Source organism: Caldibacillus sp. 210928-DFI.2.18, from assembly GCF_020554505.1.
Lineage (GTDB): Bacteria > Bacillota > Bacilli > Bacillales > Caldibacillaceae > Caldifermentibacillus > Caldifermentibacillus hisashii.
Genome location: NZ_JAJCHL010000003.1, coordinates 15,272 through 28,872 on the forward strand (window position 1 = coordinate 15,272; position 13,601 = coordinate 28,872).

Below are 13,601 nucleotides of genomic sequence, written 5' to 3' on the forward strand. Positions count from 1 at the left end.
CACTACTATCTAATTTTGCCGAAAAATTATTACTTTATTCCTATGTTTCAAAATATTTATATGTGTTAATATTAATTTAAATATATGAATAATAGAGGGGGAATATGATATGTTGAGAAAAGTAACCTGTCTCGTTATATCTATTACACTTCTATTTGGCATATTAGGAAGTTCAGTATCAGCGCAAACGATACCCACACGAAATAAAGGTCTAACTCAAGAACAAACGAAGATAGCTGAAATAATAATGCGTCATCTGGAAAATTATACTGATGAAAATGGAAATAAACAACTTAAAATAACAAATAAAAATGAATTAAAACAACAGATAAATAATAGTGGTATAAATCTTATCACTTTCGAACAATTAGAAACAGCTGTATCTAATTTTAATTATTATATGGCCGCCGGTGAAAACGCTGTTACCGAAGCAGCCGATGACATTTCTTCTCAATTAGCCACCCTAAAAAACACCACAAAAACAGAAGTGGGGACAATGAAATTAACCTGTAGCGATATCGTTAGTATAATAGGATTAATACACGCAGGTAATTATGGTCTTGCTGCATTATTATTAGGTGTTACTGGACCAGCAGCTTTCATTGTTCCATTCCTTATTAGTGCAGCATATACAGCCGGATCTGTTCTTGGGTGTAAATTGTAGTATTCACAAATAAGGGGTGATTAAAATTGGCTGTCAGCTCTAAAAATTTTCGATGGTCATACATTTTCTTAGGTAGCAGCATCATACTTTTTTCATTCAGTTTTGTAGATTATACACATCCACTATTGACAACGATTTTATTTTTGTTACTTGTTAATATTACAAGTTTCTCCAATGAATATCTTGTCATTAAGTATTATCAAAAACATAAAGACAAAAACCCAAATAAAGGGTATATACTACTTGTCACAACACAGATGCTTTATACGGTCGGCATATTTATTTTATTTAAATTTCTCTTTGTTTAACTTAAAACATATTTATTCGAAGGATAATCCCCATGCATGAAGGATTGTCCTTTTTTATGAAAACAAGACACCGACTTTTATTATTTCAGGGGGATAAATTCATTCGGGATTTGGAGAAAGTTGAACAATTGCGGCCAATTGCCGAAGCGAAAAATGCTGAAGTCGCCCACGTCGTCCTTGCTTGGTACCTGGCCCAAGCCGGAATTGATGCAATCATCCCGGGCGCCAAAAAACCGGAACAAGTCCTATCCAACCTCAAAACATTGGATGTACAATTAACGGAAGATGAAATTGTACGGATTGGTGAGATTTTTCAATGAGTTATTCAAAATAAAAGACCTTGATCAGGCTATGACCAAGGTCTTTTTGTACCACTTTATTTTTAATGAAAAACTTAACTCATCACCCACCTATCCTTCAAAAACAAAATTCGGATCAGTACCGGTTTGTTCCAATCTGTTTGAGACAATCATTTTTTCATACGAAGAAAAAGCATTCGTTACTAATGTCATCAAAGTAGAAGAATTTTGACTAAATGAGTTTCCAATCAGAGTAATCGTAGCCTTATCCCCGCTTTCAATGCTTGCGGAAAAAGCCGCTATTTCCCCTTACAAGAATACAATTAAAAGGTGAATATTTTGCAAAACATTTGTTACTGGGCACTTAGTTGTTTGTTACATATGGAAACACAACAAAGGTGCCGGACATGAAGGACTTGGGACAAAACTTATCCAAGACATTGTAAAAAAACATGATGGCTTCCTCGATTTTATCCATAAAGATGAAACATTTACAGTAAAAATAAAAATCCCGGCAATCCAATAATTATATAATAAAATGAAAAAGGCATTTCTATCGGAACATCCATGCCTATGTTCTCGATAGAAATACCTGTTTTCCAAATTATTTATTATCAATCAAACCCGCTTCGATTAAAAAGTCTTTGGCTACTTTTTCAGGTGATTCATTTAAACTATCTACCTTATAATTCAGTTCCCGCATTTTTTCATCCGTTAATTTCCCGCTAAGGAGATTAAGAACTTCCTCCAATTCAGGATGCTCTTTTAATGTTTCCTCTTTAATAACTGGAACTGCGTAATATGGCGGGAAAAAGTGTTGGTCATCTTCCAATACAGTTAGCTTGAATTCCTCTAAAAGTCCATCCGTTGAAAATGCATCGATCACATCTGCTCGATTATTATTGATTGCTGTATAGCGCATACCGCCATCGACCGCTTCAACACTTTTAAAGTCCATATTATATTTTTCACTGAGACCTTTTAAACCATCCACACGGTTTGTAAATTCAATCGTTCCGCCCAATACCAACCGGTCACTAACCTTGGCGAGATCAGAAAACGTTTTTAATCCGTATTGTTCCGCCGTTTCCGGTTTTACCGCCAATGTATAAGTGTTATTGAAACCGAGCGGCTGTAAAATTTTCAAATCATATTTCTCGTTAAAATTCTTTTGAACAATTTTGTACACCTCATCAGGATCATTCACCAGTTCCTTTTTCAAAAGATTAATCAATCCTGTCCCAGTGTATTCAACATACATATCAATTTCCCCGCTATTAATCGCATTAAAGACAACTTGGGTTCCACCGAGATTTAATTTTCTTTCCACGTCCAAATCCGTTTTTTCCTCAATTAAATCGGCCAACATATTACCTAAAATCATTTGCTCACTAAAATTTTTCGAACCGATGACAATCGAATCTTTTTTATTCATCATGGAATAACCAACGCCGGCACTTAATAAAAGGACAAAAACAATCGCAGTTACTATTAAGCCTTTCTTTTTAGATTTCTTTTCTGTCCTCTTTGCGGCAGTTTTGTTGTTTCCAATATTATTTGTATAAGATATCCCATTTTCAATTTTTCCGATTAGATAATCAATAATTAAAGCTAAAATACAGGCAGGGATTGCACCGGCCAAAATCATATTATTGTCAACTGATGAGACACCGGAAAAAACGAGATAACCTAAACCACCGGCACCAACGAAAGCTGCAATCGTCATTAATCCGACCGCCGTCACAGCCGAAATACGGATACCGGCCATAATTACCGGCATTGCTAATGGTAACTGAATTTTTGTCATTGTTTGCCTGCTTGTTAGCCCGATTCCTTTCGCTGCTTCCAGTATATCCTTATCAATATTGGCCAGACCTGTATAAGTGTTTTTTATGATGGGAAGTAATGAGTATAAGACAACCATCACAATTGCCGGCGTACTTCCAATACCGATAAACGGAATAAGAAAACCAAGTAAAGCAAGACTTGGTATCGCCTGCATCACATTAGCAAACCCAATAATTGGTTTTGCTAAATTTTTATTTTTAGAGATAAATATACCCAAAGGTACACCAATTACCGTTGCAACAAATACGGAAAAGATTGTTAAATAGATATGCTCCCATAATAAACTTAAAACTTGACCGCTATTATTTCCTACATATTGGAAAAACTCACTCATTAAAATGCCACCTCCAAATCAAGCAATTGACCGCTTAATACGGACAAGATCGAGCTTCTTGTAATTAATCCCGTTAGCTTGTTTTTTTCACTGACCACTGGCAGGTAGCCGATTTTATTTTCATTCATAATTTGTAATACAGTAATCAAATTTTCATCTTCCGTTACGGATAAAATATTTTTCTCCATTATTTCTCCAACCGTTGTTGCACGGCTTTGTAATTGGATTGATTTTAACGTAACCAAGCCAATTAAAGATTGTTGTTTATCTGTCACCAACAAACTGTCCACTTTATTTTCTTTCATGATCTCAATGGCTTGAAAGACGTTCCTTCGCGGTGAAACTTTAACCGGGTCTGAAATCATAATGTCTTTTGCCTTTAAAACTTCAGGATTATTCCAAACCCGCCTTTTTCCGATAAATTCTTCAACATATTCTGATGCCGGATTTTTCAATATTTGATCTGGGGTATCATATTGGATGATATGACCTTCATTCAAGAGGCATATTTTATCAGCAATCTTAATTGCTTCATCCATATCGTGGGTAACAAAGACAATGGTTTTATTTAATTCCTTCTGCATGGAAAATAATTCGTCTTGTAAGGAGTTTCTTGTGACGGGGTCCAATGCACTGAACGGCTCATCCATAAGAATAATATCTGAATCTGTTGAAAAAGCTCTGGCTACACCGATCCGCTGCTTTTGCCCACCACTTAACTCACTTGGATATCGGTATAAATATTCATCTGGTGCCAGACCAACCAGTTCAAGAAGATCATTCGTTTTCCGTTTAATTGAATCGGAATCTTCCCCCTTCAATTTCGGAATCAACTCTAAATTTTCCTTAATAGTCATATGCGGAAAAAGTCCCGTACTTTGAATCACGTAGCCGATATTTCTTCTTAACTCAATTGGGTCTTGTTTCGAAATATCTTTTTCATTGACATAAATTTTTCCGCTCGTCGGTTCTAAAAGACGGTTTATCATCTTTAATAGAGTCGTTTTCCCGCATCCGCTTGGCCCGATAAAGACGACAAGCTGTCCTTCCTCAATATCAAGATTGAAATCACGTATAACTGTTTTTTGATTATATTGTTTCGTAATGTTTTCAAATCGAATCATTAAATTCCCCCCTAACGAAAAAGTAACAATCCAATTATAACAGATAGATTGTTACTTGTCTAAGGAAAATACTTTTTTTCCATGATTTGGAAGGATCTGTCCCTTGCTGCAATAACATTTGAATTCCGACAAAGCGAGCTTCTTTATAAAATTTTTCCCAGCATTTGATACATGTGGCTACTGTCGGAAAAAACCTTTGAGTAAGGATGAAAAGAATGGAAGGTTCATTTTATGGTAAGATAAGGGTAAATAGGCAAAAAGATTTTTGTAAAGGATGAAAGACATGCAAATACGAACTCAAATGCCGGCTTATCAGAGAATTGCGCTTGATATTGCAAACCGGATTTACAATGACGAATTAAAAGTTGGAGATAAAATATTCGGACGTTCAACACTGGCTAGTGAATATCATGTCTCCCCGGAAACCATTAGAAAAGCAATTAAAATATTGGAAGATGTCGAAATTGTAAAATCAACAAAAGGAAGCGGTGTTGTTATCACTTCAAAAGAAAATGCATATAAGTTCATCCACCGCTTTTCAAATATGGAAAGCTTAAAGGATTTAGAGAAAAAGACAAAGGAATATTTACGAGATAGAGAAACACTTGATAAGAAAATATTTGAAACAATTGAAAAGATCATTGATTATTCCGGGAAGTTGCGGAATACAAATCCTTTAATTCCAATAGAAGTAGAGATTCCGGAAACTTGTCGGCATATTGGTAAAACCGTAGGGGAAGTGAAGTTTTGGCAAAATACAGGCGGAACTGTTGTGGGAATGAAAAGAAACGGGCAATTAATTATTTCTCCGGGGCCTTTTGCGACATTCCAACCGGGAGATATTCTCCTAATCATTGGTAGTGAACAAGTTTTACAGCGGGTCACCCATTTTTTTAATGAATAAGATGCATATCTGTATAGATTGCTGCAAAACCTAAAAAAACCGTCCGTTTCCTCTTGACATAGTTATTAAAAACACAAAACAAGCACTAAAAAAAGACCGTTCTTGACATCCCATAAAGGTATCAAGAATGGTCTCATTTTTTTAATGCTCGGCAACTGCCTCACGAAAAGATTGATTGTTCTTTTTTCTGTCTATTTCTTCAATAGGTCTGGCACGTTTAATGAAAAAGGCCAGTACTAATGCAATAACGATAATAAATGTTGAAACTAAGAATGTATGATTAATCCCTTCCAACAAAGCTTCCATTTGAATATGACCGATTTGTTCAGGGGTTAATGTCCCGTGTGCTTTTGTCATGGCCGCTTTCATCAATTCTTCAGCACGGCTTTCTTGTCGATTAGACATGACGGTAATTAAAAATGCCGTACCAATAGCAGCTGATACTTGGTTAAAAGTATTGTTCATCGCTGTTCCGTGCGGGTACAGGCGCGGCGGTAATTGGTTCAATCCATTGGTTGATGTCGGCATCATAACCATCGACATACCGAACATCCGAAAAATATGCAATATGGCTACATGCGTAAATGTTGTATCAAATGTTAATTTACTAAAGAAGTATGTGGTAATTGTTAAAATGGATAATCCCGTTACAGCTAGTATTCGTCCTCCTAATTTATCAAACAACCGCCCGGTAACAGGGGACATCAAACCGTTGATAATGGCTCCCGGAAGTAACATCAATCCGGACTGCATAGGGGTCAGTCCAATGACCGACTGAGCAAAAATTGGTATAAGCATAAATCCGGAGAATAAGGCCATGTTTACAACCATTGTAATAACAGCAGCCAATGAAAACATCGGGTACTGAAATACACGGAAGTTAAGCATCGGTTGTTCGAGCTTCGATTGACGCAAAATAAAAATGAATAAGGAAACGACACCCACAGTTAGAGTTGCATAAACCTGTACATGATTCCAACCGGAATTACCGGCCGTACTGAAGCCGTAAAGCAGCCCGCCAAAGCCGAACGTCGATAATACGAGAGAAAGAAAATCCAAGTGAATATCAACTTTTTCCTTTTTATCTCTTAACATCATAAAACCAAAAATCCAAACAGCCCCTGCAATAGGCGCAATTAAATAAAATAATGCACGCCAGTTAAAATGTTCGACAATCCAACCGGATAATGTCGGTCCAATTGCCGGAGCAAAAGTTAAGATTAATCCAAGTGTTCCCATTGCAGCACCCCGTCTTGAAACAGGGAAGCTAACCAATAATACGTTCATTAATAATGGCATAAGAATGGCTGAACCGGATGCTTGGGTCATCCGTGCCAATAATAAAATTGAAAAGGTAGGTGCAATTGCCCCAACGATTGTCCCTGCCGTAAACAACCCTACTGCTGTTAAAAATAAACGGCGGACAGAGTATTTTTGGATTAGAAAAGCAGTTGTCGGGATCATAATTCCGTTTACTAACATAAATCCCGTTGTCAGCCATTGTACAGTTGACATTTTTACGTCCAAATCCTTCATAATTGAAGGAAGTGCGACATTCATAAATGTATTATTTAAAAACGAAATAAATGCTCCGACCATTAATATCGCAATGATCCCATAAGGTGGTTTTTTCGTAATGGAATCGTCCATAAACCTTCCTCCTTTTATACTAGCAGTTCATATTTTTATACCTTTATTTCACATAATGATTATCATATACCATCAATTTGATTTTTGCAATAAAAAAACTTTACCTATTTTTATTTGTAATCATAAAGAGTTTCCTATAGAATTTTGTATAGGTAAACTAACTAATGACTAGGTGATTTGGATGCATGAGCGGAAAAAACAAGTAATAAAAATGGCTCATCAATTATTTATTGATAAAGGATTTCATGCTACTTCCATTAATGACATCATCGAATATAGCGGTATATCGAAAGGCACATTTTATAATTACTTTTCCTCAAAAAACGAATTAATAATAGAACTTTTTAAAACCAATTATAAACAATTGGAAAAAGATCGTAACGATTTATTAATCGGACAAGATCCGGCTAACTTTGAAATTTTTATTAAACAAGTTGAAATACAAATATATATGAACCAGAAAAATAAATTGATTTCTATTTTTGAGGAGATTATCGTTTCCCGAGACGAGGAATTAATGCGATTTTTTAAAAGAGGGCAACTTCGAATTTTAAAATGGTATTACAATCGGTTTATTGATCTTTTTGGTGAAGATAAAAAACCGTATCTTTTAGACTGTGCGATTATGTTTATCGGTATTTTACACAATAATTTGAAGTATTATGCGATGGCCTATGAAGGAAGAGATGAACTGCGTATACAAGACGTCATTCGTTACAGTTTAAATCGGATTATCCGTGTCGTCGATGAGGTGGAAAAGGCAAAGGAAAGTTTATTTTCCCCCGAGCTGCTCGATCAATGGCTTCCCGAGTCGAACATTAATAGCATGGACGACCAACAAATCTTATATCGGACGATTTTATCCTTAAAAAAACCGCTCGTCCATAGAAAAGAAGCGGCAAACTATATAGAACTGTTAGATTTTATTTATGATGAATTACTAAATAAAGAAGAGCCGAGACAATTCTTAATTTCTCTTGCCATTCGCTCATTAAAAGAAAGTAAAGAGCTCTTTGATCAAGCTCAACTGGAAAAATTGGAAAAAATTGTAGTGAATTTTAATAAGAAGTGAAAATGCAAAAGACCGGGTATCCTTCTCCCGGTCATTTTCATCTTTATACGGTAAGTAAAATCATGGTGAAAGAAAGCCAAACTAAATAGTTTAATGAATAGATTAAATTCATCTGTGCCCATTTTTCCAAGTTTTTTGTACTGAATCCTTTGGCGGCTAAAAAAATCCAGCCGACCGTTAATAAAGACGAAACAATCACAAGTATCGGACCGAATAAATGGTATAAGACAAATGGGATCGGTAGTAAACAAATAATATATAATAAATTTTGTCTTATTGCCGTATCCATTCCAGCGACTACAGGTAACATCGGCACACTTGCCGCTTGATAATCATCAAATCTTTTTATAGCGACGGCCATCGTATGCGGTACTTGCCAAATAAATAATATGGCAAACAGGACAATCGGAACAATATGATCAGCAGGCTGAACGGCTGCCCAACCGATGAGTGGAGTAAAGGCGCCGGAGATACTCCCAATCACGGTATTTAGTGTATATTTTCGTTTTGACCAAAATGTGTAGAGAACAACATAGACGAACCAGCCCAACAACGAATAAACGGTTGCCTCCAACGTAGTAGCCAACATAGTGACCAGCCCTAAGATTGTTGTCAAAATTCCGGCCCACAATACTGCTCTCAAGGAAAAATGACCGGTAACAGTTGGTCGTTTTTGTGTGCGTACCATTTTTCGATCAAGGTCAACTTCATACCAATTGTTAATAATAAGAGCACCGGAGATAACCAGCGTACTCCCGATCATTGTTAACAGAAATAGCGATATATGGTCACGAAAACGTTCTCCTGCAAAATATAAAGACAGCCAATATGCTGTAAAAACCGGTAAAACATTAGCAACAAGTACTTTTCCCTTTAATAGATACTTAACATCTGTCAGGAATTGAAGGATGTTACCCACTCCTTTGTTAGAAAGAACTACTCTTTCCTCCATAAAATATATCATCCTTTTATAAATTTATTCTTTGTTATAAAGTAAGAAAGCATAGCTACTTTACTATCATAACATGGAATATTAAACTTTGTGAATGCTTTTGATTTGCCTAGAATGATAAGGAAAACTTACCTGGATGTGTCTGGACGAGAGCTTTTCCCTATTTAAACTGAGATAAAGCAGATTCCCTGGGAAATTTTATCCCGCCTTAACAGGTAATAAGATAACTACTTCAAGTTTTTCGAGTGATAGGTGGGGGTGATGTCCGATTGGTTCAACTAACCATCAGTGAAGGATGAAGACCCCCCACTGATGGAAGTTTCACTTTACTGAGGTGATCGAAAATCCTTTTTTAATAAATCCGGATTTTCGTCGATATCTTTTATCGGGTCAATGTGAATCACGATTTCAATTCCTAATTCCTGTTCAATTTTTTGTTCCAGTCCATGAATGATAAAATGGGCATCTGCCACGGTCATTTCCGGCGGTACAACGACATGCATGGAGGCCATTAATCTTCCCGGGCCATAGTCATGAATTTTTAAATCATGAACATAATTGATGGTTTGATTTTGATCAATGAGATATTGAATTTTGTCAAGTAATTCCGGATCCGGGGAAGTGCCTAACAGAACATTGACCGAGTCTCTTGCGGTTGTAAACCCCGTATAAATAATTAAAATAGAAATAATAACCCCTAATATTCCGTCAACCGGAAATTCAAGTACAGCTCCAATAGCCGTACCTGCAATTACGCCTGTTGTTGCAATCGCATCATTTAAACTGTCTTTAGCCGTTGCTTTATTCATACTTGAATTGATTAATATACCAATATAGCGATTATACGAGTACATCCACAATTTAATTAAAATCGACAGGGATAGAATGATTATTGAAAACAAATTGATTTGAATGACTTCCGGATGAATAATTTTATTAATCGAATTCCGCAATAGTTCAATACCCACTCCGAAAATGATAAAAGAAACAATTAATGAGGCGACATACTCAAATCTTCCATGACCATATGGATGTTCCTTATCCGGCGGCTTACTGCTAAAATTTGCCCCTAAAATCGTAATGAAGGAAGAACCGGAATCCGTCAAATTATTAAAAGCATCCGAAATAATTGCAATGCTATTCATCAAAATCCCTGTCACAAATTTTATAGAGAATAAAATCAGGTTGCAAATAATTCCCAGTACCCCGGAAAGAATACCGTAGTTTTTACGTACATTATTATCTTTTATATTTTCATAGTCGGAAATAAATTTTTTGATAATGAGCTTTATCATGTAAAGTCCCCTAACTAAAACAATTAAACAACAACTTTATTATGGCACGAAATCAGTTATTTTTAAACAAAAACAATGAATTTTTGCAATTTAAACTATGACTCATTTTTTGCTGTTTGCCGGAAAGGAAATAGTTTTTCTTTCGCTTAAATAGGTCGAACCTAAAATCAATATTCCACCAATCATTTGGACAAAGCTCATCCCTTCTCCTAAGAAAATGGCGGCCATAATGACTGCGGAAATCGGATCAATATAGCTGAAAATGGCGATTGTGTGACCATTTAATTCTTTCAATGCTGAAAAATAGAGAACATAGGCCAATCCCGTATGAATAATCCCAACAATAATCATGAATAAAATTGATTTTCCATCCAGTGAACCGATATTAACCGTTTCATTCAGGAAAACATAGGGCAACAAAACAAGAGAAGCGAGGGACAATTGAGCAACCGTCGTCTCATAATCGGGTAAACCTTTAATAAATTTATTCATTACTATCACACTTGCATAAAAGGCAGCCGCCAGTAAACCATACATAATCCCTGTTACATGATCATATCCTTCTCCGGCACCGCTATCCGTCCCGACGATAAGAAATAATCCAACCATGGCACTTATGATACTCGTTACCTTCATCCATGTTAATTTCTCTTTTAAAATTAACGGAGCTAGTATCATGACAAAGATTGGCGCGAAATAATAACTTAAGGTTGCATTGGATATCGTTGTGTAACGATAAGCTTCAAACAAAAAAATCCAATTAAAACCGATTGCCCCACCGGACAAAATAAGGAGTGCGATATTCTTTTTTGATGTACGAAAACGGATTTTTTTCCTTAAGACGAAACTGGCAACTAGTAAAAATATACTCCCGATGATCCCCCGAAACAATGCAATTTCACTGGAGGAAAGATGAATATTTTTTACAAATAAACCGATGCTGCCGAAAATCAACATAGCGGTAATCATCTTTAGTTTCCCCGGCATATACACTTCCTCCAACCAATGATCTATATTCATCCACCACCTATCTTCTTTGTAAACTCGAAAATCTAAAGGTGAGGACTTCCTACCCGTTAAGGTAGGATAAATTATTCGACTTTTAAACATAATTCTCATATTTTTGGCTGATATTTATTCAAAGTCAATTTAACAATTTTTCCAACACATCTTCTCTCCAACCGGTTTTTACAAAAGATGGTTTTATCGAAAAGTGTTCTCTGATTCCTTTTACTATTTTCTGATATTCAATTTTCCTTTCCAATAAATGAATTATTTCTTCTATTGATAATGAGAAAATATTCACCCCATCTGTCTGTTGACCTTTTTGCTGAGTTGATTCTAGCTGTACAATTGATGCTGCCCGAAATAAATTTACAACATTTTGATCGAGTTCATCAGCTATGAAAATCGTCAGGACCTCTTTATCTGATTCTTTGACAGTCAAATTTGTCGCATGTCGTATGACTGGTTCTAGTTCTCCACGCTTTTGCGCGTTCCGGTCCATTAAGGTTACTTCTAACATTAAAATAAAATCCGAATATTTAATAATAATATCACCATCACCGCCCGCAGCATGGGTAAGCGGGAGAAAATTACCATCTAAAGACAAGTTTACACTTTTCCGTATGGAAAAATTTTTTTCTGACAAATAGTACCATGCAATCGCAATAATGTATTCAAATATCGTCGGCACTGTTGCAGCATCGGAAACAAGCTTTTGAATTTTTTTGTCATTTTCAGGACTTCGGTTTTTAAAAAGCTTTAACAGTAAAATAACCTTACTTTCAACAAATATAGATTCGATAAAGGAGCGAAATTTCTGTTCACTCATCTCATCAAATGCTTCCACTATGGATACCTTATCAGGAATACCATGCTCTTTTCTAATTTCTGCTTCAATTCTTTCCAATTCAGTATCGCTTATAAGTAAAATTTCCATCAAAGATTGATCTTTATAAAATAAGCTATTTATATCTTCTTCATAAGATTCGTAGTCTTCTTCACCAGTAAGAAATATACGGTCTCTGTAGGTAGCTGTAATTTTCCTGAATAACCATGGTTGTGTCAAATTGACAAGTTTATTTGAAAAGCTAAATATACCTGTTAAATTAAAGATTCGTTTTGTCATATCCGAATATTCTTTAATTAAGTCTGACCGCTTGGAACTCATAAATTGATTGAAAAATAAAATTGAATTTTCCGAGAGTAAAAGATTGTCAAAATTCAACTCTAGAAACTCTTCAACACTAATGGATTTTTTCCTTGTTAATTTGAAGGGATTCATTCCATAACCAAATGCCTTTTTTATTGAACTATTTCGACTAATTTCAATTAATGTTTTCAAATTTTGATCAGATGGATTATTTTTAAAAGCAGTAATAGCTTGATAAAATTTATAATATAATTTTTGAGCATTTGTAGATTTTCTATTGTAGAATACTTCATAGAATTCCTGTTCATCCACTTCACTTTTTGAAAAAAGGTTTTCTACTTTAATTAATAATTCCGGTGTTATGCTTTTACCGGCAGATAAATTTTCTTCATAGAACTCCTCAAAACTTTGAAAATTATTAGCAACTTTATGATAATTATATATAATTTCACGAATCTTATCATCATCCATTTTCGGCTCAATTGAATGGATAATATTAAAAAAATGAAATTCAGGGATATCCTCATACGAAATTAGTAATTCAATTGCAATTCGAAAAGGATAAAAATAATTGGTCTTATTAGTATCATAAACTCGTAACTTAAAGCATTGTCTTAAGAAAACAATATTATCTATTTTTAATGTTAGCCACTGCTCAAGTTTATCCGGTCTTTTTACCTTGTTATTTATCCAATTTAATGCAACTTCACTTAACTGGCGATTAGCATTAATTAAACCAGGTTTAACTAGGGCATTGGTAAGTGTTCTTGCTCGTTTTGCCGGTTCATCGTTTTCATCTCGGTCAAATAAATAGGTTTGATTTATGATAGAATGATAAAAGATAGCTTGTCCCTCATTATTTTCCCCCCATCTATCAACCTTTTCCATGTGATTTTTTAAAATTGGAAGAATAACTTTATAATCATCGAGTAAAGTTTTCCTTCTAAAACTTGTGTCCCCTAAATTAAATACCGAATTTGTATTTTCTAATTTCAT

At 35.2% G+C, this 13,601-nt stretch carries 11 protein-coding genes and 1 pseudogene; 5 read left to right on the plus strand and 7 right to left on the minus strand.

Annotated features, from left to right (window positions below):
- The first annotated feature begins 109 nt into the window (after nucleotides 1–109).
- The 3 genes and pseudogenes from LIZ98_RS01530 to LIZ98_RS18165 all read left to right on the plus strand — a co-directional run bounded on the left by LIZ98_RS01530 (nucleotide 110) and on the right by LIZ98_RS18165 (nucleotide 1,797).
- Nucleotides 110–664 (plus strand): hypothetical protein, encoded by a 555-nt coding sequence (locus LIZ98_RS01530; RefSeq protein WP_227138830.1) that lies wholly within the window; start codon nucleotides 110–112, stop codon nucleotides 662–664.
- Nucleotides 665–1,046: 382 nt separating this feature from the next.
- Nucleotides 1,047–1,292, plus strand: a pseudogene (locus tag LIZ98_RS01535) (aldo/keto reductase); the annotation flags it as partial.
- A gap of 418 nt (nucleotides 1,293–1,710) precedes the next feature.
- Nucleotides 1,711–1,797, plus strand: a complete 87-nt coding sequence (locus LIZ98_RS18165; protein ID WP_375293557.1) for a hypothetical protein — start codon at nucleotides 1,711–1,713, stop codon at nucleotides 1,795–1,797.
- A gap of 78 nt (nucleotides 1,798–1,875) precedes the next feature.
- On the opposite strand, the gene LIZ98_RS01545 is transcribed toward LIZ98_RS18165, so the two are convergent.
- Nucleotides 1,876–3,453, minus strand: coding sequence for an ABC transporter permease/substrate-binding protein (locus LIZ98_RS01545; RefSeq protein WP_227138832.1), 1,578 nt, complete (start codon nucleotides 3,451–3,453; stop codon nucleotides 1,876–1,878).
- Entirely contained in the window at nucleotides 3,453–4,577 is a 1,125-nt protein-coding gene (locus LIZ98_RS01550) for an ABC transporter ATP-binding protein (RefSeq protein WP_227138833.1), read from the minus strand. The genes LIZ98_RS01545 and LIZ98_RS01550 overlap by 1 nt, the downstream gene beginning before the upstream one ends.
- A gap of 283 nt (nucleotides 4,578–4,860) precedes the next feature.
- Here LIZ98_RS01550 and LIZ98_RS01555 point away from each other — a divergent pair, with 283 nt between their 5' ends.
- A complete protein-coding gene (locus LIZ98_RS01555) occupies nucleotides 4,861–5,481 on the plus strand; it encodes a GntR family transcriptional regulator (protein ID WP_034768620.1) in 621 nt (206 codons plus the stop codon).
- Nucleotides 5,482–5,622: 141 nt separating this feature from the next.
- Here LIZ98_RS01555 and LIZ98_RS01560 read toward each other — a convergent pair whose 3' ends face one another.
- Entirely contained in the window at nucleotides 5,623–7,131 is a 1,509-nt protein-coding gene (locus LIZ98_RS01560; RefSeq protein WP_227138834.1) for a DHA2 family efflux MFS transporter permease subunit, read from the minus strand.
- 181 nt (nucleotides 7,132–7,312) lie between these two features.
- On the opposite strand from LIZ98_RS01560, the gene LIZ98_RS01565 reads away from it, so the two are divergent.
- On the plus strand, nucleotides 7,313–8,203 hold the full coding sequence (locus LIZ98_RS01565; RefSeq protein ID WP_041845792.1) for a TetR/AcrR family transcriptional regulator: 891 nt from the start codon (nucleotides 7,313–7,315) through the stop codon (nucleotides 8,201–8,203).
- Nucleotides 8,204–8,246: 43 nt separating this feature from the next.
- Here LIZ98_RS01565 and cyoE read toward each other — a convergent pair whose 3' ends face one another.
- The 4 genes from cyoE to LIZ98_RS01585 form a co-directional block, all read right to left on the minus strand.
- The gene (gene cyoE / locus LIZ98_RS01570; RefSeq protein ID WP_227138835.1) at nucleotides 8,247–9,155 is read right to left on the minus strand and encodes a heme o synthase; all 909 of its coding nucleotides are present in this window, start codon (nucleotides 9,153–9,155) and stop codon (nucleotides 8,247–8,249) included.
- A 326-nt stretch (nucleotides 9,156–9,481) separates the two neighbouring features.
- Complete coding sequence (locus LIZ98_RS01575) at nucleotides 9,482–10,450, minus strand: cation diffusion facilitator family transporter (RefSeq protein WP_227138836.1); 969 nt, start codon at nucleotides 10,448–10,450, stop codon at nucleotides 9,482–9,484.
- A gap of 102 nt (nucleotides 10,451–10,552) precedes the next feature.
- Nucleotides 10,553–11,470: a DMT family transporter gene (locus LIZ98_RS01580; RefSeq protein ID WP_309240439.1), complete on the minus strand. Its 918-nt coding sequence runs from the start codon at nucleotides 11,468–11,470 to the stop codon at nucleotides 10,553–10,555.
- Between the two features lie 124 nt (nucleotides 11,471–11,594).
- A complete protein-coding gene (locus LIZ98_RS01585; RefSeq protein ID WP_227138837.1) occupies nucleotides 11,595–13,601 on the minus strand; it encodes an AlwI family type II restriction endonuclease in 2,007 nt (668 codons plus the stop codon).